Raw genomic sequence first — 19,827 nt, 5'->3', positions numbered from 1 at the left:
TTTCAAGGCCTGTTCGCGTCGAATTCTATACGTAATATTGGGATGTTTCCGTCGAACTTCGAGCAATATGTCAGTGCATTCACGCGCATGTGCTGTTTGTTGCAACAGGTTTTGTGCGTCGATCTATAGTCTTGGCAAGGGCACATCCTGCCCGCCCCCATAAAAAAGGAGCCCGCCCATGCCCGCATCTGCCCGTCTGGCCCATCCTGCCCGTCTGGCCGGCGTTTTGTATCTGGGGATCATCCTTCTGGGGATCAGCGCCGAGGCCGCGCTGCGTGCGCCTTTGATCACCTGGGGAGATGCAGCGGCCACACAGGCCGCGCTGTCCGCGCATGAGGGGCTGTTTCGCCTGTCGATCCTGTTCGATCTGGGCATGGCCGGGCTGGATGTGGCGCTGGCCGTGGTGTTTTTCGGGATGCTGCGCGAGGTAAATGCGCAGGCGGCGCTGATGGCGATGGTGTTCCGACTGATGCAGGCGGCGGTGATCGCGGGCAATATTCTGTGTCTGGTGGCCGCGCTTCAGGGCGATGCGCTGCTTTGGCTGGAACGGCACGCAATCGGCTATGATGTCGGGCTGGCGTTTTTCGCGGTGAACACGGCGATCATGGCGCGGCTGCTGTGGCGGATCGCGCCGCGCTGGATCTGTGTGGCGATGGCCGCGGCGGGGGCGGTTTACGGGCTGGGCAGCCTGACCCGCCTTCTGGTGCCCGATCTGAATGCCATGCTGCAACCGGCCTATGCGGTGCCCGTGCTCGCCGAGGTCTCTTTGATGCTGTGGCTGCTGATCTGGGCCCCAGAGCGCCCCTAGCCGCGCAGCGCGACGATCAGATCCTGCATGTCCTGCGGCAGCGGGCTTTCGAAGCGCAAAGCCCGCCCCGTGACCGGATGCTCAAAGCCCAGAACGGCGGCGTGCAGCGCCTGGCGGGGGAAATCGCGCACGGCCTGCACTCCCTTTTCCGACAGGTTTTTCACCGCCAGCTTGCGGCGCCCGCCATAGGTGGGATCGCCCACCAGACCGTGGCCCGCGTGGGTCATATGCACGCGAATCTGATGCGTGCGCCCGGTTTCCAGCCAGCATTCCACCAGACAGGCCACGGGCGGCGCGCCGAAGGGCTCCACGATCCGCACCCGTGTCACCGCGTGCCGGCCGTTCTCGAAATACACCGCCTGGCGCTGGCGGTCGGTCTTGTGCCGTGCCAGATGAGTGGTGATCTTCATGATATTCCCGGCCTCAAAGCTGACGCCGCGCACCCCGCGCAGGCGCGGATCATTGGCATCGGGCACGCCATAGCAGACCGCCTGATAATACCGCTGGGCACTATGCGCGCGGAACTGATCGGCCAGCCCGTGATGCGCCGGATCGGATTTGGCCACCACCAGCAGCCCGCTGGTGTCCTTGTCGATCCGGTGAACGATGCCGGGGCGTTTTTCGCCGCCCACTCCGGACAGGCTGTCGCCGCAATGATACATCAGCGCATTGGCCAGCGTCCCCGTGGGCGAGCCAGGCGCCGGATGCACCACCATCCCCGCAGGTTTGTCCACCACGATCAGGTGCGCGTCCTCATAGACAATGGTCAGAGGGATGTTTTCGGCGATCAGATCGGTTTCCTCGGCCTCGGGGACCGTGACCTCGATCATGTCGCCCTCGGCCACCTTACCCTTGGGGCTGGACACGACCGCGCCGTTCAGCGTGACCTCGCCTGCCTCGATCAGCTTGGCCAGCCGGGTGCGGGACAGGGACGCCTGCTCTGGCGCATCGCGCGAAATCGCCTTATCAAGACGCGCAGGCGGATCTGCCTGAATGGCAAAGGATAGACGGTTGGACCCCATGGACGATACCCCTCAGCCCCCAGAAAACCCCCAAGAGCAACCCCTGGACGCGGGCCTGTTGAAATTCCTGAAGGTGCTGGTCACCGTTCTGACCGTCACCATGATTGCCGGCGTTGTAGCGATCGTGTCGCTGTTTGTCATCCGCTACAATCAGACGCCGCCCGACTTCCCGCAGGTTCTGACCCTGCCCCCCGGCACCAGCGCTCAGGCTTATACCCAGACCCGCCGCTGGTATGCCATTGTCACGCAGGATGACCGCATCCTGATCTACAGCCGCGCAACGCAGAAACTGGTGCGCGAAATTCGGCTGGAGCACGAATAGACCGGAAACCGTGTGGGGAAGATGGTACCGCCTCCCTGGCTTGAACAGGGGACCTCTGGATCCACAATCCAGCGCTCTAACCAACTGAGCTAAGGCGGCACTGGAGGGCGATTTAGCGGCCCGCGATGGGGAATGCAAGAGGGTTTGGACAGAAAACTGACATAACCTGCCCTGCGCTGGCCGCTCTTGGATTTCGTGCTTTGGCTTGCCATTCGTTTGCGGAAAAGTTAGCTGAAACAGGATCAAAGGAGGCGCCACATGGGCATCAATACCGAACGCGATATCGAGGCCAACCTGCAAATCGGCCCCACGACCGAAGGCATGGTCCGCCTGTTCATCGAGGCCGGGGATCTGGAAATCCCGATGGATTTCGAACCCGAAGAGGCCGAGGAAATCGCCGAGGAAATCCTGGCCGCCATCAAGGCCGCGCGCAGCATGAAGCGCTGATCACAGGGTTGATCACAGGCGCGGATCACAGGCGCGGATCGCGCAAGGTTTGCAGCCGCCGGGTCGCATCCGTGGCGAATTTATGGGTCAGTTTCTTGCGCCGGGCCGCAGGCAGCCTGGATTCGGGGCCCATACGGATGATTTCGGCGCTGTATTGATCGGCGAGGATCAGGCCGGTCTGATCGGGCAACATCTCGGTCGGGAAATCCGCGGCCACTGCCCAGAAATAGCGGTCACACCAGTCCAGATAGCCCTGCCATTTGCTGTCCGCTTGAAAATCGGCCCGGCTGGATTTGCATTCGATCACCCAGATTTCCCCCTTGGGGCCCAGGCCCATCACATCCACCCGCAGCCCGCGCGTCGGCACGAATTCCTCGATCGAGACGAAACCATAGCCCATCAGATGCCGGCAAACGCCGCGCGCCAAGACCTGTCCAGGGGGCGTCATCTTATCCATGACGGCACTATGAACAAATCATGAACGCTCAGCAAGCCCCGGTCCAGCCCTCTTGGACTTTTGTTGTTTTGCTTCTTGCCCCCGGCCCTTGTCGTTCCCCGCCAGAGGCACTAGATAGCGCTCAGGCGGGTTCTGCTCTTCTCGATACACGGTTGCATTCCGGTGGCCTTAAGCAATTCCGAGGGAGCTGGCTCTGTTCAGGTCCTGGCCTGATTACCTGGCGCCCACCTGTATATACAGGTCCTCGGGAATGAGATAACCATACGGTCGCTGCGGGCCCGCCGCCCTTTTCCCAACAAAAAACCGGCCCCGAAGGCCGGTTCCCTGTATCGGTTCTGTATCGGTTCTGCGCGGCCTTAACGGCAGGTTAATGGCGGCGCATCAGATCGGTCTTGGCCGGGGCCTCTTGGCGCACGGGCACCATGCGGGTCATGTCCACACGGATCGGATCGCGGCGACCGCCGCCATTACCCGCATCGTCATCCTTCATCCGCATGACGGCAATCGCGAACTGCACGCCGGCGAAAACGATCCCATTGGCGAACCACAAAATCCCCACGGCCAGCAGCCCGGCATCCGAATGCGACACCAGGTGCCACAGGTTGGCGACGTTGAAATACAGCAGCATCGCCACAAAGGCGGCCGCGATTCCGAATCCGATCAAAACCTGGGTGATATAGAGGCGGATAAGTTTGGGCATTTGGCAGCTCCCTTCTGATCTCACTTCAGAAGTATAGGCCAACGCGCGGCACCAACAAGGGCAGAACGCCCTCAGGTGCCGCTATGATGCGAAAAACCGCATATTTTGCGCAAGAGTCCGCGTGCCCGCCCTGCCCTCCCCCGGTTCTGACCCGCGCAGAGGGGGAATTTTACGATGTGAGCAGGCCGCAGCCGGTCAGAACGACTCAGGCTTGGCCTCGCGGGCCATGTGATCCAGCACGGCATTGACGAATTTGGGCTCTTTGCCTTCGGGAAAGAACGCGCGCGCCACATCCACATATTCCGAGATCACCACCTTGGGCGGGGCCTCGCCCTCGGTCATCTCGGCGCCCGCCGCGCGGAACAGGGCGCGCAGGGTCGGGTCAATCCGTCCGATCGGCCATTTGGCCACCAGGGCGCGGTCGGTCATCTGGTCAATCCTGGCCTGCCAGTTCACCGCATCGCGCATGGTTTTCTGGAACAGGGCAACATCGCCCTCGGCCATCTCATCGCCCTCGATAACGGCGCCGAAACGGTGGTCCAGAAACTCTACGATCACCTGATCGACGGTCTGGGCGGACTGCTCCATCTGGAACAGCGCCTGAACCGCATACAGCCGCGAGGCCGAGCGCATCTTACGCTTTGCGTTATTCGACAGCTTCTTGGGCTGATCTACGGGTTCAGTGGTCATGCCTTGGGATTATCCTTGAGTTCGCCAGCCAGCTTATATTCCTCGGCTGCGGGTACGAATCCCACGCCTTTCCGCTGGGCGCCCCATTTACGGCTGAGCGCGACCAGATGCAAGGCCGCAGCGGCTGCCCCGCCGCCTTTGTTCTGATCGGCGGGATCGGCGCGCACCTCGGCCTGGGCGCGGTTTTCCACGGTCAGGATACCGTTGCCGATGCACAGCCCCTGCAAACCCAGCAGTTGAATGGCGCGGCTGGAATCATTGCAAACGGTTTCGTAATGGGTGGTTTCCCCGCGGATCACGCAGCCCAGGGCCACGTAGCCATCGAAATTCGACATCCGTTCGGCGATGCCGATGGCGGTGGGGATTTCCAGCGCGCCGGGCACCTCGATCAGATCCCAGGTGCCGCCCACGGCCTCGATCTCGGCCTTGGCGCCGGCGATCATGTTATCGGCGATGTCCTTATAGTACGGAGACACCACGATCAGGATTTTCACCGGCTTATCGAATTCCGGGCGCGGCAGGATATAGTGGCGTTCGTGTCCGGCCATGATCAGTTTCCTTCCAGAATGGGGCGGGTGCCCGTGATCGAGATGCCAAACGCATCCAGCCCCACGTATTTGGTGCGCGGACTGTCGGTCAGCAAGATCAGTTCACGCAGGCCCAGCTTGGACAGCATCTGCGCGCCCAGACCGACCTGTTTGATGGTTTTCACGCCTTCTTCGTCGCGGGCATACAGGCTGTGGCGCGGTTGGCGGAACAGGCAGACCACGCCGCGCCCCTCGGCGGCGATGGTCTGCATCGCGCGGGGCAGCTGTTTCGAGGACTTCGGCCCCAGGCCCAGAATATCCGTTGCCTCGTGCAGGGCGTGGGTGCGGGTCAGGACGGGTTCGGGCGTGGTGATGTCGCCCTTGATCATCACCACATGTTCCACGCCATGCGTCTGATCCGTGTACAGCACCATTTCCCAATCGCCGCCAAATTCCGATGTCACCATCCGGCGCGAGGTTTCCACAACCAGGTTATCATTACGTGAACGGTATTTGATCAGATCCGAGATAGTGCCGATCTTCAGCCCGTGCTCTTTGGCCATCTCGACCAGTTCGGGCAGGCGCGACATGGTGCCGTCGGGGTTCATGATCTCGCAGATGACGGCGCTGGGGTTCAGCCCGGCCAGACGCGAAATATCCACGGAGGCCTCGGTATGGCCGGCGCGCACCAGCACCCCGCCCCGTTTGGCGCGCAGCGGGAAGACATGCCCCGGCGTGGCCAGCGCGGCCATGGTGTTCTGATCATTGATTGCGGTGGCGATGGTCAGCGCGCGGTCACCTGCGGAAATGCCGGTGCTGACGCCCTCGCGCGCCTCGATGGACACGGTAAAGGCGGTTTCATGCCGCGACGAGTTGCTGACCGCCATCATCGGCAGGCCCAGACGGTCAATCCGTTCGGCGGTCATCGGCAGGCAGATCAGCCCGCGCCCGTGGGTGGCCATGAAGTTCACCGCCTCGGCATCCGCGAATTCGGCGGGGATGATCAGATCGCCCTCGTTTTCGCGATCCTCATGATCGACCAGAATATACATCCGGCCCTGGCGCGCCTCTTCGATGATCTCTTCGATCGGGCTGATCGCATCGCGCAGCGCGGCCTCGACCGGGCCGGGCGTTTCAAAGGCAGAGCTTTCGGACATGGGAGCCTCGCTTAGGTGTTGCCCCCGCCGAATACCGCAGCCACGCCCCGAAGACCAGAGCCAACGGGCGTTGACGCCCGCCCCATGCCGCGATCATGCCGGGCTCATACCAGGGAAATCCGGGTCTGCTGCCCCTGACCCGAGATTTTGTAGCTCTGCGTTCTGGCCTTGAAATAGGCCCGCCAGGATTTTTCCGACACATCGGCCAGAGTGATCGGATGGCGTTTGCGGATTTCCGGATTCACCTGGGCAATCGTCAAACCGTTGGGATGGGCCTCGAATATCTTGGTGATCGCGTCATCCACATTCGCCGGCTTTCCCTCGATGGGAATCCAGGCGCAGCAGGATTTGCGGAACCCGTCGGGGGCCTTGCTCTCGCCTGCGCCGATCACCGTGGCGCCCCGTTCGCGCAGATGCGTCGCCAGATGCGAAAAATCCCCATCCGAGCTGGAAATCACAAAAACCGAGGCCTTGCCTTCGTAGAATATCTGCATCGCCTGCACGGTCAACAGCAGATCGGCGGCGTTTTTCCCGTCCCCGGCATGGATCAGCCGCATTCCGGGCGCAGCCTCCCAGCCCGGAATGCGCCGCACATTGCCATAGACGCGCTTGACCGCCAAGGCGCCCAGCCGCCCGGCCTCGACGATCAGCTTGCCCGCGAAACCCGCGTTGATGTTCTCTCCGTCAATCAGCAGCGCAACGCGTGCCTGTGTGTTCTCTTCGACCATATACCCTCGCAACTCATTCGCCCGCCCTTTCACCATCTGTGAGTGAATTGCGGCGATAACAAGTGCGCAAAGGGGGAATTTTCCGGTCAGAACTGCCAGAGCGCGGGGACAAAGCGATAGGCATCGCCATCGCGGGCCACATGCCCCACGCCGGGAAACGGGAAGTGATAGCCCACCACGGCAATCCGATCCGCGGCGCACATGTCCAGCAGGCGTTTGCGGGTCTGGACGGTCAGGTCTCCGTCATGGTCCACGCTGTTGTACCACTCGGGCCGCTGAAAGCTCAGATAGGCATGAGACATGCAATCGCCCAGTGCGATCAGCTGCTTGCCTTCGCTTTCCAGCACGACGCTCAGATGCCCCGCAGTATGGCCGGGCGTGTCAATGACCCGCACCCCCGGAGCGATCTGATCGCCATCCTTGACCAGCGTCCACTCCAGCCCCTCGGCGGTGATCGAGTTCACCGCCCCCAGCACGAATTGCTGCTCGGTCGGGGCGACCTGATTGACCAGATCGTCCTGCATCCAATAGGCGTGCTCGGCCTGGCCCAGAAAATACTGCGCATCGGGGAAAAGAGGCTCGTCGAAATCATCGCGGATGCCCCAGATGTGATCGGGATGCGCATGGGTGATCACCACATGCGTGATGGTGGCCGGGTCGATCCCCGCGGCCTCCATATTGGCCATCAGACGCCCCACGCTGTCAAAGAACCGATGCCCCGATCCAACATCCACCAGCACCACCGCATCGCCGCTTTCGATCAGCAGATGGTTGGTATGGGAATAGCCCATCTGAGGCGGCAGGAAATGCTGCTCCAGAAAGGTCTGCACTTGGGCCGGATCGGCATTCACGCCCACGCCGCTGGTGGGCAGGCTGAAATAGCCATCCGACAGGATCGTCAGCCGCGCCTGCCCCAGGGAAAAACGGAAATGCGCCGGGTTTTCGCCCGCCGGCGCCCCCAATTGCGCCCGCACCGCCCCCGGCATCGCAAAGGCCGGCGCCATGGCGGCCAGTTTCAGAATGTCGCGGCGGTTGGGTTTGAAAAATGTCATTGCGGAGCCTCCCTCGTTGGGGCTCAGGATAGCGTGGGAAAACCTTTACGCAATATGATTTGTGAATATGTCCAAGCGCCCGGCCCACCCGCAAATCCGGCACGCTCTGAAATTCACAGATGCTTCATTCCTTTGAGCTAGGCAGAGGCAACGTGTAAAAAGGACCGCTGATGCAAGTGAATTTCGACATCCCCGCCGCAAACCGAAACCCTATGGTCGATGCGATCATCGCGCGCAATCGGGCGAAAACCGCCGCCCCCGCCACACCCCCCAATCCAGACAGCGCGGCGCTGGCGTCCTTCAATGGCTATTACAACCTGCAAGAGCCAGCCACGCCCGGTGCCTTTCTGCCCGGTGCCTTTCTGACGGTCGATACGAATATCAACGTGGCTTACAACGCCACCACCCAGACATTCGACCCCAGCTTTGACGTCTCGGTCATTCTGTGCCTGGACGGGAAAACGCCGCATGTTTTCGACTTTACACAAAGCCCGACGGCAACATTCCAGAAAGGCCCCGAGGGCATCTATACCCTGACCTTTGCCACGCCAGCAGGCGTGAGCCCTGCGCTGTCAGGCGAGCTGAGGTTCGCCCGCACCGGAATGACTGGCGGGCAGACGGCCACGCTTGGCGGGACGGTCAGCATTGGCACCGCCCCCGAAACCACCGTTTCGGGCCATACCTACAACAATCCGATCCTGCCATCGCTCTATCGCGGCGCGTATTACACCCACCCCTCGCCCGGCAACGCCACCGCCGCGCAGGTGATGACTATCGGCCCGAATTTCGAGCTGTCCTACACGCCTCTGGGCGATAGCGGCGCGCCAGCGATGGTGCAAAGCTATGCCTATAATATGAACATGTACTTTTTCTCGTTCATCGACAGCCTGGGACATGAGACAAAGCTGATCATGGGCACCTCGGCGGCGGGCGGGCTGGTGTGCAACGATATGACCATCATCGACGCGATTGCCCATCCGCGCACACTGACCACCATCAAACTGTCCGATCAGACGCTGCCCGACACCGCCACAACCCAACTGTGCCAGACCAACGCGCAGGCGCTTGCGGATCTGTCGGGCTATTTTCCACTGACGCAGCAAAGCAATGAGGGCACGGTGCCCTCCAGCCGGGCGTTCCTGTCGGTCGAGGGGCAATATGTCAGTTCCTATCGGCCCACCGCCACGCCGGAGATCGAAACCAAGTATAAAATTGCCGTCGGACTCTGCCTGGATGGGGTGCATAGCACGGTCTATTATTTCGATCAGAACTGCCATTTCGACACCGATAGCCAGACGCTGACCATCCAGGGCATTCAGCAGGACGGGGTGGATGGCTCCTGGCAGATTGAATTCACGCCCGGCTATACCCCCGGCACGGGCGCGTTCAGCCAATTCGGCGATCTGAGCGCCGTCAGGCTGAGCTTTGTGCCATCGGGCACGGGCAGCGCATCCGCGATCTATACGGGCAAAACGCCGCTGGGGCCGGTGCCGCTTTCGGCTTTTTCCGGCGCGACACTGACCGCTACCGCCGCTGGCTCGAATGAGGCGCTTGAAATCGTTTCGGACCACTCGATCCTCTATACGCCGCCTGCCCTGTCGGCCAGCTGGCAGAAGGATGACCAGCAACAGGCCTGGCTGGAGATCCTCTATGTGCCGCTGATGTATATCGTCGCGTATCAGGTGCGGCCCGATGACATTCTGGCCCCGGATGCGGGCCGGGTTACGGGCATGTTGTCGCTGGGGACGAACGGTGCCTGCGGCCTGGCCAGCATCAACACGCGCTATCTGCATCTGTGGCCCAGCCTGCCGCCGGTGCCCTGCCCGCCGACCTCGGTTCTGGCGATTCCAACAGCGGCCTAAGCCCTCTGGCCCGCCAGCAAGCTATCAGATTGCCTGATCGGGGTCGTCTACCGGATCCAGCACCAGAACCAGGCGGCGCTGCCCCGTTCCCTCGATCGGAGGCGAGCGATGCACAAACCCCGCCCCCGGCTGCGCGGGCCATAATGTTCCGCGCATCAGCAGCGCCGATCCGGTGGGCAGCGTCCAGATCTGCGCCGGGTCCGCGCTGCCCTGACGCAGCCCATATTGCGTCCCCGTTCCGCGATAGGTGCACACCAGACGCGAGGAGATCGCATCAACATGAAATTTCCGGCACGCATTCGTGCTGACCACATCCAGACGCAGCCGCAAAAACCGCGCTCTGGTCAGCCGCGCGAAAATATCGGCCAGCGCGGCGATATCGTCGATCAGATGCGCCCGCCCGGCGCATTCGGGCGTCCCGCACGCCCGGCACATCTGCATCACCGCGCGGCGCACCTCTTGCGGGCGCAGGATCACGCGGGCTGAGGGCAATCGCTGCCAAGGCAGGCTGTCCAGCCAGGACTGAAACGCCTCGGGCGGACAGCGCGGCCAGACAACAGCCGCGCAATCGGGCCGGGTCAGCACCGATAGCTCTGCCGGGGTGGCGGCCTCATAAACGCCGGGCAGAAGGGCTTTTTGCGCGGTTTGCAACATCAACGCACCCTCCACTGCGGAAAGGGATCGGCCATATCCGCCCAGTTTTCCGGTGTAAAATCAGAGACATCCAGCAAAGCCGCATTCAGCCTGGCCTTGATCGCGCTTTCATCCAGGCCGACCCCGATAAAGACCAGCTCTTGCCGGCGGTCGCCCCAGGGCTCGATCCAGTTCCGGGCGATTTCCGCCTGCGCCTGGGGATGGGTGGGCAGACGTTCCTCGGGGATCGAGGCCCACCAGCGCCCCAGCGGCGTGATCGCGGACAGCGCTCCGGCCAGGCTGAATTCCACCGCCCAATCGGGCCGCGTGGCCAGCCAGAAATGCCCCTTGGCGCGGATCACACCGGGCAAATCGCCATTCAGCGCATCATAGAGTTTCAGCGGATCGAACGGCGCGCGGGCGTGAAAGGCGAACGAGGCAATGCCGTATTCCTCATCCTCGGGGGTGTGATTGGCGAAGCCGTACAGCTCTTTGGCCCACATCGGGTGTTCATGCGCGGTGTCGAAATCAAACAGCCCCGTGTCCAGAACCGCACTGGCGGGCACGTCAGAGTGATCGGTTTCAAGGATCCTGGCGTCCCCGTTCAGCGCGCGGATGATCTGGCGCGCCGTGTCCGTCCGCTGCGGGCCGGCATCGGACACTTTGTTCAGGATCACCACGTCGGCAAATTCGATCTGCTCGGTCAGCAGGCTGACAAGGCTGCGATCATCGGCCTGGCCCAGGGATTCGCCACGATCCGTCAGAAAATCGTGACTGGAGAAATCCGCCGTCAGGTTCACCGCATCCACCACGGTCACCATCGTGTCCAGACGCGCGACATCGGACAGGCTGTCGCCCAGCTCGTCGCGGAAATCAAAGGTGGCGGCGACGGGCAGAGGCTCGGAGATCCCGGTGGATTCGATCAGCAGATAGTCGAACCGGCCCTCCTGAGACAACTGGCGCACCTCTTTCAGCAGATCGTCCCGCAGGGTGCAGCAGATGCAGCCGTTGGACATCTCAACCAGCTTTTCCTCGGATCGGGACAGTTCAGTGCCTTCGCGCACCAGATCGGCGTCGATATTCACCTCGGACATGTCGTTGACAATCACCGCCACGCGGCGGCCCTCGCGGTTGTTCAGAACCCGGTTCAACAGGGTGGTTTTGCCAGCCCCGAGAAAGCCGGACAGAACGGTGACAGGAAGACGGGTGTCGCTCATTTGGGGAATACCTCTTGGTTTGGGCGCGCGCCGGGGCGGGGCGTCACACGGGCGCGCAACATATCGAAACTGCGTTGCAAAGCGGGGCGAGAGATGTCTTTGGCGATCACCACGATCCGCGACCGGGTATCGCCCGTGGGCCAGTCCGGAACCGGACGGGGCGGATCGAAAATATGCTGCACCCCGTGAAAGACAAAAGGCTTGTTCAGCCCCTTAAGAAACACGATCCCTTTGACGCGCAGAATGTCGGGGCCGCGCAGCGCGATCAGCGTGTCCAGCCAGCGATCGAAGGCCTCATCCTCCAGCGGGGTGTCCAGTTCAAAGGAGACAGTCTCGATCCGGGTAGCGTGGGGCGATGGCGCGGAGGCCGGAGCGGCCGGCGTCATGCCCGACAGCCCGGCCAGAGGATCCGCCCCCACCGTCCAGCTGAGCACATCCGCAGCGGCGGCCTCGGGGCGTATCCCGCTCAGCCCCCAGATGTGCTGCGGCGCCCCCTTCCCGTGATCCGCAGGGATAATCCGCGCCGAGGGGTTGATCCCGCGCAGACGCTCTTGGAAGCTGCGCAACTGCGCCGGGGGCACCAGATCCGTCTTGCTCAGGACGATCAGATCGGCCATCGCCACCTGCGAGACGGCCTCGAACTGCGTTTCCAGCGTGCCGGGCCCATTGGCCGCATCGGCCACCGTCACCACCCCATCCAGACGAGTCATCCGCGCCAGAAAACGGTCCACCAGAAGCGTCTGCAAAACCGGGCCGGGATCGGCCAGCCCGGTGGTTTCGATCACCAGCCGGTCAAAGCGCAGGTCGCCCTCTTCCCGCCGCGCGATCAACCCGGCGATGGTGCGCGACAAATCCCCGCGCACCGAGCAGCACAAACACCCCGAGCGCATCAGAACGATCTCTTCCTCGGCCGTTTCGATCAGATCATGGTCCAGCGCGGCCTCACCGAATTCGTTAACGATCACGGCGATACGTCCGGGCCGCGCATCGGACAGGATCGCGTTCAACAGCGTCGTCTTGCCCGCCCCCAGAAAGCCGGTAAGCAAGGTGACGGGCACTTTGGGATCATTCATCGGGGGCTCCTTGGGTGTCTGGAGATGGTTATGTTATACTATATCAAGTTCAGCGCAATCCAATAATCCCCACCCCCAGGAACCCCCAGCGCCCCTCAAAGCTTTTCTGCACAGTCCACAAGGATGATGGCGGTGTATCACCGCCCCCCACCACAGCGACAAACAGCCTCGTACTGCTACGAGGCCGTTTTCTCACAATCTTAGCCCAAAGTGACCTTTTGAAACATTTAGGCCATGTCGCATGACACATCACAAATAGTGGTGAATGCCCACAACACTTTGCAACGGCCCAACACCCAAACCCTATAAAATCAGACACTTAACTAAAATAGATCAGTAAGAATTCTTGGCTATTTTGAAATTATTACCAACAGAACATTGCAACTATGCTGTTGCCAAGCACAAAAAAAAGCCGCGCTTACGCGCGGCTCTGTCATTAGCTTGGGCAGTTTACTGGATCGCAGCCAACGCCTCGCCCCTGTCGTAGAGGTACACTCTAATCTTCTTTGGATCATAGAGGGGCTCGATACACTTCTGGCGCAACAGCTTGCGCATCGTCTGCTGATGCAATCCAGAATGTTTCTGTAACTCACCAAGAGTGATATGGGTTGTTAGAAACCGCTCCACTTCCTCATTTTCAATTCTGACTTTGATAGGCCCTAGTAAAGTGTCTTTGACCCATCGAAGAAGCAGAACGCCGCCTTTCAAAGCCTGTAATGTCTTTAGCCCAGCGCCACCTCATTCGTCTGTCCTTTTTAGACTAGCGAACGGCCCCGGAAGAAATCCGAGGCCGTATTCTCATATCACCAGCCAAAATGACCTATTGAAACGTTTAGGTCATGTCGCGTGAAGCGTCACACAATAGTGACATTCTCAAATGGTTAACCGCATTTGGAATGGCCGCAGCTGGCGCAGGTCATGCAGCCTTCGACCATGCGCATGTCATATTGACCGCAGCTGGGGCAGGCTTTGCCCTTGGGGGCGTTGTCCAGGTTGACGACCTGCGCTTGCGGGTCGGATTTCAGGCCCATGCCCTCACCTTCGATGAAACCGATGCGGATCAGGTGCTGCTCGATCACGCCGCCGATCGCCGCCAGGATCGAGGGGATGTATTTGCCCTGCATCCAGGCTCCGCCGCGCGGATCGAACACGGCCTTCAGTTCCTCGACCACGAACGACACGTCTCCGCCGCGGCGGAACACAGCCGAGATCATGCGGGTCAGGGCCAGCGTCCAGGCGTAATGCTCCATGTTCTTGGAGTTGATGAACACCTCGAACGGGCGGCGATGGCCGTTGACCAGAATATCGTTGATGGTCAGGTAGATGGCATGCTCGGAATCGGGCCATTTCAGCTTGTAGGTATGGCCGTCCAGCGCCTGCGGACGATCCAGCGGTTCGGCCATATAGATGACGTCCGCGCCGGTGTCGGCCTCGGGGGCTTTCTCGCTGGTTTCGCTGACCGACAGCACGCTGCCCGTCACGTCATTCGGGCGATAGGTGGTGCAGCCTTTGCAGCCGGTCTCATAGGCCTGCATATAGACGTTCTTGAACGCCTCAAAGCTGATATCCTCGGGGCAGTTGATCGTCTTGGAGATCGAGCTGTCCACCCATTTCTGCGCCGCCGCCTGCATTTTCACATGCGCCTGCGGATCCAGAGTTTGCGCGTTGACGAAATAGCTGGGCAGCGGGGTGTCGCCGAATTTATCGCGCCACATCTGAACGGCGTAATCCACCACTTCCTCTTCGGTGCGCGAGCCGTCCTTTTGCAGAACCTTGCGATTATAGGCATAGGCAAAGACCGGCTCGATCCCCGAGCTGACATTGCCCGCATAAAGGCTGATCGTCCCCGTCGGCGCGATCGAGGTCAGCAGCGCGTTGCGGATACCGTGTTCACGGATCGCATCGCGCACGTCGTCATCCATCTGCATCATGTTGCCCGAGGCCAGGAATTTTTCCGCGTCAAACAGCGGGAACGCGCCCTTTTCCTTGGCCAGATCGACCGAGGCCAGATAGGACGCCCGCGCGATCTGTTTCAGCCATTCCTCGGCCTGAGCGGCAGCAGCGTCGGTGCCGTATTCCAGCCCCACCATCAGCAGCGCATCCGCCAGCCCGGTCACACCCAGACCGATGCGGCGCTTGGCCTGGGCCTCTTGGGCCTGGGCCTCCAGCGGGAACTGACTGGCATCCACCACGTTATCCATCATGCGGATGGCCGTGCGCACCAGATCGTCCAGTTTGTTCAGGTCCAGGCCGGCGTCTGCCTCGAACGGGTTGGCCACCAGCCGCGCCAGATTGACCGAGCCCAGCAGACACGCGCCATAGGGCGGCAAGGGCTGTTCGCCGCAGGGGTTCGTTGCGGCGATCTGCTCGACATAGTTCAGGTTATTGGCCTTGTTGATCCGGTCGATGAAGATCACGCCCGGCTCGGCGAAGTCATAAGTGGACTTCATGATCTTGTTCCACAGATCCCGCGCTTGCAGCGTGTGATAGACTTTGCCGTCGTATTTCAGCTCCCACGGGCCATCGGCCTTGACGGCCTCCATGAAGGGATCGGTGACCAGAACCGACAGGTTGAACATGCGCAGGCGGGCGCTGTCGGATTTGGCGGTGATGAAGTTTTCGATGTCCGGGTGATCGCAGCGCATGGTGGCCATCATCGCGCCGCGGCGCGAACCTGCGGACATGATGGTGCGGCACATCGCATCCCACACATCCATGAACGACAGCGGCCCCGAGGCATCGGCGGCCACGCCCGCCACCGGCGCGCCCTTGGGGCGGATGGTGCTGAAATCATAGCCGATTCCGCCGCCCTGCTGCATGGTCAGCGCGGCCTCTTTCAGCATATCGAAGATGCCGCCCATGCTGTCGGGGATCGTGCCCATGACGAAACAGTTGAACAGCGTCACTTTGCGCCCGGTGCCCGCCCCTGCGGTGATCCGTCCGGCGGGCAGATATTTGAAGTCTTCCAGCGCGGTATAGAATTTCTCTTCCCAGATCTTGGGGTCTTGTTCCACCGCCGCCAAGGACCGCGCGATTCGCCGCCAAGTGTCCTCGACCGTGCGGTCGAGCGGGGTGCCGTCGGCCTCTTTCAGTCGGTACTTCATGTCCCAGATCTGTTCGGAAATCGGGGCGGCAAAACGGGTCATGGGCAGGATCCTGTGCAGTCGTGTCAATAGTGTAGCATCCGAAGGGCGCAGCAGATACACCCTTCCGAGGCCGCCTTCCCTATGGCTTGATCCGGCGCGGGTCAACGCTAAATCGGAGGAAAGCCAAACTTATCGCAAACACTGCATTTGGTGTTTGACCTGCGCAACATACACCATCTATAGAGTTTTGTCATGAACCTCATCAAACTCAGCGTCGGCACGCAAAGCGTGGAAACCCTGATGGCCTGGCAGCAGCTGCCGCAGGCACAGGGGCCGGACGGGCTGCCGCGTCATGTCACCCGGATGTGGCCCAAACGCGAGGCCGAGATTCTGGACGGGGGCTCGATCTACTGGGTGATCAAGGGGGTCATCCAGTGCCGTCAACGCATTCTTAGGCTGGATGAGATACAGGGCCAGGACGGCATCCGCCGCTGCGCCATCGTGCTGGAACCGGAACTGCACCGCACCGCGCAGGCGCTGCGCCGCCCCTTTCAGGGCTGGCGCTATCTGAAACCCGAGGACAGCCCCGCCGACCTGCCCAAGGGCCGCCCCGCCGAAGAGCCCCTGCCCGCCGAGCTGTCCGCCGCGCTGGCCGAAATCGGTGTGATCTAGGCGCTTTAATCCATACGAATGCCTCTGGTGGCCAAGCTGCTTCTTGCCCCTTAGGGCTGCATCCGCTAGACGCGGGCGCGAGTTTATCGGCAAGGACCCGGATGATGGCCAAGCAGAAGAAAGCCCCCCGCCCCAAGGCAGAAACGCCCAAGGGCTTCCGCGACTATTTCGGCGCCGAGGTGACCGAGCGCGCCCATATGCTGCAAAAGATCGCCGGGGTTTACCATCATTACGGCTTTGAAGCGCTGGAAAGCAGCGCCGTGGAAACCGTCGAGGCGCTGGGGAAATTCCTGCCCGACGTGGACCGCCCGAACGAGGGCGTCTTTGCCTGGCAAGAGGCCGATGACGAAAAATGGCTGGCGCTGCGCTATGATCTGACAGCGCCCCTGGCCCGCGTTTATGCCCAGCACCGCAACGATCTGCCCACCCCCTATCGCCGCTATGCAATGGGGCCCGTGTGGCGCAACGAAAAGCCCGGACCGGGCCGCTATCGCCAGTTTTACCAGTGCGATGCGGACACCGTGGGCGCGGCCAGCGTGGCAGCGGATGCCGAGATCTGCTCGATGCTGTCGGACACGCTGGAAACCGTCGGCATTCCGCGCGGCGACTACATCGTGCGTGTCAATAACCGCAAGGTTCTGAATGGCGTTCTGGAGGCGATGGGCCTGGGCGAGGCCGCCGATCACGATGCCGTTCTGCGCACCATCGACAAGTTCGACAAGGTGGGCGAGGCCGGCGTGCGCGAGCTGCTGACCAAGGGCCGTCTGGATGCCTCGGGGGCGTTCATCGACGGGGTTGGCCTGTCTGATGATCAGGCCGAGCCAGTGATTGCCTTCCTGACCTCCAAGGCCGCCGATGCGGCCGAAACGCTGGCCAATCTGCGCGCTGCCGTAGGGGGCTCGCAGATCGGGCAAAAGGGCATCGAAGAGCTGGAAACCATCGCCGAGCTGGTGCAGGCGCAGGGCTATGGCGCGGACCGGATCGACATCGACCCCAGCGTCGTGCGCGGCCTGGGCTATTATACCGGCCCGGTTTACGAGGCCGAACTGACCTTTGAAATCTTCGACGAAAAGGGCCGCAAACGCCAATTCGGCAGCGTGTCTGGCGGGGGGCGCTATGACGATCTGGTCAAGCGGTTCACCGGACAGGAAGTGCCCGCCACGGGTGTGTCCATCGGCGTGGATCGCCTGCTGGCCGCGCTGCGTGAAAAGGGCCGCATCCAAAGCCAGGCCACCGGCCCTGTCATCATCACCGTGATGGATCGTGACCGCATGGCCGATTATCAAACCATGGTGGCCGAGCTGCGCAACGCCGGCATCCGCGCCGAGGTGTACCTGGGCAATCCGAAAAACTTCGGCAACCAGCTGAAATACGCGGACAAGCGCAACAGCCCCGTCGCCGTCATCGAAGGCGGCGATGAAAAGGCCAATGGCGTGGTGCAGATCAAAGACCTGATCCTGGGCGCGAAAATTGCCGAAAACGCCACGCTGGAAGAATGGAAAGAGCGCCCCAGCCAATACGAAGTGCCGCGTGATCAGCTGATCGCCAAGGTGCGCGAAATTCTGGAAGGGCAGGATTGATGGACCGCGCAACCATCCGCGCGCGGGCCGCTCAGCTGCGCGCCGGGTTCGAAGCCGAAGGCGCTCAGCCCGTTGAAACCGCGATCCTGCAACCGGCGGGTACGCTGCTGGATCTTTATGGCGAGGACATCCGCGCGCGGGCATATGTGACCTCGGACGCGCTGCGCGGCGAGCAGATGCTGCGCCCCGATTTCACCGTGCCCGTGGTGCAGATGCACATGGAATACGGCGCCGAACCCGCCCGCTACACCTATGCCGGTGAGGTCTTTCGCCGCCAAGAGGACGACGCCGCCCGCGCCAACGAATACACTCAGGTCGGCTATGAGGTGTTCGAACGCAACAATCCCGTCGATGCCGACGCCGAGGTGTTCTGCCTGATCAAATCCGCGCTTGGCAGCACGCCCCTGCGGGCCGCCACAGGGGACATCGGCATTCTGATGGCCGCCGTCGAGGGGCTGGACACATCCGCCGCGCGCAAGGCCGCGCTGCGCCGTCACATCTGGCATCCGCGCCGGTTCCGAGCGCTGATCGACCGCTATGCCGGGCGCGCCCCCGTGCCTGCCGCGCGCGCCGCGCTGCTGGCGGCTGACGATCCCTTTGCCAATGGTGCCCCCCAGATCGGGCTGCGCAGCCGCTCTGAGGTTGAGGCCCGCATTGCCACCCTGCGCGCCGATGCGGCCACGCCTCCGATCTCGGAACGCGAGGTTTCGCTGCTGGACGCGATCCTGTCGGTCCGCGAAAGCCTGCCCAACGCGCTGGAACATCTGCGCGACATCGCCGTGGACCTGCCCGCAATCGAGGCCGCCGTGGAACGTCTGGCCGCCCGGATGAAGGCGCTGGACAAGCGCGGCATTGACATTGAAACCCTGGATTTCGAGGCCAGCTACGGCCGGACCTCGATGGAATATTACGACGGGTTCGTCTTTGGATTCTACGCCGAGGCCCGCGCGGATCTGCCCGCAGTCGCCACTGGCGGGCGCTATGATGCGCTGACCCGCGTTCTGGGCCAGGGCGCGGAAATTCCAGCCGTGGGCGGCGTCATCCGCCCCGGACTGCTGATCGACCTGGAGGCGGGCAAATGAGCGTAAAGCTGGGTGTGCCCTCAAAGGGGCGCTTGATGGAAAAGACCTTTGAATGGTTCGGCGAGCGCGGCATCACCTTGTCGCGCACCGGCTCGGATCGCGAATATGCGGGCGCTGTTGCCGGGGTGGACGGGATCGAGCTGGTGCTGCTGTCCGCCGGGGAAATCCCGCGCGAGCTGGCCGCGGGCCGCATTCATCTGGGGGTGACCGGCACCGATCTGGTGCGCGAAAAACTGGGCCAGTGGGATCAGCAGGTGCAGGAACTGGCCGAGCTGGGCTTCGGCCATGCCGATCTGATCATCGCGGTGCCCAATTGCTGGGTCGATGTGGACACGCTGGACGATCTGGACGCGGCGGCGGCGGCATTTCGCGCCGCGCATGGGTTCCGCCTGCGCATCGCCACCAAATACCACCGTCTGGTGCGCGAATTCCTGCGTGACAATGGCGTGGCCGATTATCAGCTGGTCGATAGCCAGGGCGCAACCGAAGGCACCGTAAAGAACGAAACCGCCGAGGCCGTGGCCGATATCACCTCGACCGGGGACACGCTGCGCGCCAACCACCTGAAAATCCTGTCCGACGGGCTGATGCTGAAATCGCAGGCCACGCTGTTCCGATCCCGCAAGGCACCGCTGAACACCGCAGAACGCGCCGCGTTGCAGGCTCTGTGCGCAACGCTCAGGGTGGATTAGGCGGCGCAACCGGGCGGCCC

Annotated in this window: 20 protein-coding genes and 1 tRNA gene; 8 read left to right on the top strand and 13 right to left on the bottom strand. The window is 62.1% G+C overall.

The window, feature by feature from the left end; all coding sequences use genetic code 11:
- Positions 1 to 178 precede the first annotated feature (178 nt).
- Positions 179 to 808, top strand: coding sequence for a DUF4386 domain-containing protein (locus ACP15O_RS08995; RefSeq protein WP_425095744.1), 630 nt, complete (start codon positions 179 to 181; stop codon positions 806 to 808).
- Here ACP15O_RS08995 and ACP15O_RS08990 read toward each other — a convergent pair.
- On the bottom strand, positions 805 to 1,830 hold the full coding sequence (locus tag ACP15O_RS08990) for an RluA family pseudouridine synthase (RefSeq protein WP_425095743.1): 1,026 nt from the start codon (positions 1,828 to 1,830) through the stop codon (positions 805 to 807). The two genes, ACP15O_RS08995 and ACP15O_RS08990, sit on opposite strands and share 4 nt — an antisense overlap.
- On the opposite strand from ACP15O_RS08990, the gene ACP15O_RS08985 reads away from it, so the two are divergent.
- Entirely contained in the window at positions 1,829 to 2,152 is a 324-nt protein-coding gene (locus ACP15O_RS08985; RefSeq protein ID WP_425095742.1) for a DUF6476 family protein, read from the top strand. The two genes, ACP15O_RS08990 and ACP15O_RS08985, sit on opposite strands and share 2 nt — an antisense overlap.
- A gap of 22 nt (positions 2,153 to 2,174) precedes the next feature.
- Here ACP15O_RS08985 and ACP15O_RS08980 read toward each other — a convergent pair.
- Positions 2,175 to 2,251: transfer RNA gene (locus ACP15O_RS08980), tRNA-His, on the bottom strand.
- A 159-nt stretch (positions 2,252 to 2,410) separates the two neighbouring features.
- Here ACP15O_RS08980 and ACP15O_RS08975 point away from each other — a divergent pair.
- Positions 2,411 to 2,599 carry a DUF6324 family protein gene (locus ACP15O_RS08975; protein ID WP_425095741.1) on the top strand — a complete coding sequence of 63 codons (189 nt, stop codon included), beginning with the start codon at positions 2,411 to 2,413 and terminating at the stop codon, positions 2,597 to 2,599.
- A 25-nt stretch (positions 2,600 to 2,624) separates the two neighbouring features.
- Here the strand turns inward: ACP15O_RS08975 and ACP15O_RS08970 are convergent, their stop codons facing one another.
- The 7 genes from ACP15O_RS08970 to ACP15O_RS08940 form a co-directional block, all read right to left on the bottom strand.
- Entirely contained in the window at positions 2,625 to 3,056 is a 432-nt protein-coding gene (locus ACP15O_RS08970) for an MmcB family DNA repair protein (protein WP_425095740.1), read from the bottom strand.
- Positions 3,057 to 3,423: 367 nt separating this feature from the next.
- Positions 3,424 to 3,756 carry a hypothetical protein gene (locus ACP15O_RS08965; protein WP_425095739.1) on the bottom strand — a complete coding sequence of 111 codons (333 nt, stop codon included), beginning with the start codon at positions 3,754 to 3,756 and terminating at the stop codon, positions 3,424 to 3,426.
- A gap of 195 nt (positions 3,757 to 3,951) precedes the next feature.
- Entirely contained in the window at positions 3,952 to 4,446 is a 495-nt protein-coding gene (nusB, locus tag ACP15O_RS08960) for a transcription antitermination factor NusB (protein WP_425095738.1), read from the bottom strand.
- A complete protein-coding gene (locus tag ACP15O_RS08955) occupies positions 4,443 to 4,994 on the bottom strand; it encodes a 6,7-dimethyl-8-ribityllumazine synthase (protein WP_425095737.1) in 552 nt (183 codons plus the stop codon). The genes nusB and ACP15O_RS08955 overlap by 4 nt, the downstream gene beginning before the upstream one ends.
- Positions 4,995 to 4,996: 2 nt before the next feature.
- A complete protein-coding gene (ribB, locus tag ACP15O_RS08950) occupies positions 4,997 to 6,130 on the bottom strand; it encodes a 3,4-dihydroxy-2-butanone-4-phosphate synthase (RefSeq protein WP_425095736.1) in 1,134 nt (377 codons plus the stop codon).
- Between the two features lie 104 nt (positions 6,131 to 6,234).
- A complete protein-coding gene (locus tag ACP15O_RS08945) occupies positions 6,235 to 6,858 on the bottom strand; it encodes an NYN domain-containing protein (protein WP_425095735.1) in 624 nt (207 codons plus the stop codon).
- A gap of 86 nt (positions 6,859 to 6,944) precedes the next feature.
- A complete protein-coding gene (locus ACP15O_RS08940; RefSeq protein WP_425095734.1) occupies positions 6,945 to 7,910 on the bottom strand; it encodes an MBL fold metallo-hydrolase in 966 nt (321 codons plus the stop codon).
- Positions 7,911 to 8,080: 170 nt separating this feature from the next.
- Between ACP15O_RS08940 and ACP15O_RS08935 the strand changes: the two genes are divergently transcribed.
- On the top strand, positions 8,081 to 9,772 hold the full coding sequence (locus ACP15O_RS08935; protein ID WP_425095733.1) for a hypothetical protein: 1,692 nt from the start codon (positions 8,081 to 8,083) through the stop codon (positions 9,770 to 9,772).
- 24 nt (positions 9,773 to 9,796) lie between these two features.
- Here ACP15O_RS08935 and ACP15O_RS08930 read toward each other — a convergent pair whose 3' ends face one another.
- The 4 genes from ACP15O_RS08930 to ACP15O_RS08915 all read right to left on the bottom strand — a co-directional run bounded on the left by ACP15O_RS08930 (position 9,797) and on the right by ACP15O_RS08915 (position 15,841).
- Entirely contained in the window at positions 9,797 to 10,426 is a 630-nt protein-coding gene (locus ACP15O_RS08930) for a DUF1826 domain-containing protein (protein ID WP_425095731.1), read from the bottom strand.
- Positions 10,426 to 11,622: a GTP-binding protein gene (locus ACP15O_RS08925; protein WP_425095730.1), complete on the bottom strand. Its 1,197-nt coding sequence runs from the start codon at positions 11,620 to 11,622 to the stop codon at positions 10,426 to 10,428. The genes ACP15O_RS08930 and ACP15O_RS08925 overlap by 1 nt, the downstream gene beginning before the upstream one ends.
- Positions 11,619 to 12,695 (bottom strand): CobW family GTP-binding protein, encoded by a 1,077-nt coding sequence (locus tag ACP15O_RS08920; protein WP_425095729.1) that lies wholly within the window; start codon positions 12,693 to 12,695, stop codon positions 11,619 to 11,621. The genes ACP15O_RS08925 and ACP15O_RS08920 overlap by 4 nt, the downstream gene beginning before the upstream one ends.
- A gap of 881 nt (positions 12,696 to 13,576) precedes the next feature.
- A complete protein-coding gene (locus ACP15O_RS08915) occupies positions 13,577 to 15,841 on the bottom strand; it encodes an adenosylcobalamin-dependent ribonucleoside-diphosphate reductase (protein WP_425095728.1) in 2,265 nt (754 codons plus the stop codon).
- Positions 15,842 to 16,033: 192 nt separating this feature from the next.
- On the opposite strand from ACP15O_RS08915, the gene ACP15O_RS08910 reads away from it, so the two are divergent.
- The 4 genes from ACP15O_RS08910 to hisG all read left to right on the top strand — a co-directional run bounded on the left by ACP15O_RS08910 (position 16,034) and on the right by hisG (position 19,807).
- Complete coding sequence (locus tag ACP15O_RS08910) at positions 16,034 to 16,453, top strand: DUF1489 family protein (RefSeq protein WP_425095727.1); 420 nt, start codon at positions 16,034 to 16,036, stop codon at positions 16,451 to 16,453.
- A gap of 104 nt (positions 16,454 to 16,557) precedes the next feature.
- Entirely contained in the window at positions 16,558 to 18,033 is a 1,476-nt protein-coding gene (hisS, locus tag ACP15O_RS08905) for a histidine--tRNA ligase (protein WP_425095726.1), read from the top strand.
- A complete protein-coding gene (locus ACP15O_RS08900) occupies positions 18,033 to 19,115 on the top strand; it encodes an ATP phosphoribosyltransferase regulatory subunit (protein ID WP_425095725.1) in 1,083 nt (360 codons plus the stop codon). The genes hisS and ACP15O_RS08900 overlap by 1 nt, the downstream gene beginning before the upstream one ends.
- Positions 19,112 to 19,807 (top strand): ATP phosphoribosyltransferase, encoded by a 696-nt coding sequence (hisG, locus tag ACP15O_RS08895; protein ID WP_425095724.1) that lies wholly within the window; start codon positions 19,112 to 19,114, stop codon positions 19,805 to 19,807. Before ACP15O_RS08900 ends, hisG begins: the two co-directional genes overlap by 4 nt.
- Positions 19,808 to 19,827: the final 20 nt, after the last annotated feature.

Origin of the sequence: Youngimonas ophiurae (nom. illeg.) (genome assembly GCF_049803795.1) — a bacterium.
In the GTDB taxonomy this organism is placed as follows: domain Bacteria; phylum Pseudomonadota; class Alphaproteobacteria; order Rhodobacterales; family Rhodobacteraceae; genus Thalassobius.
The sequence above is the reverse complement of the archived record's forward strand: the minus strand, read 5'-3'. Positions and strand labels throughout refer to the sequence as shown.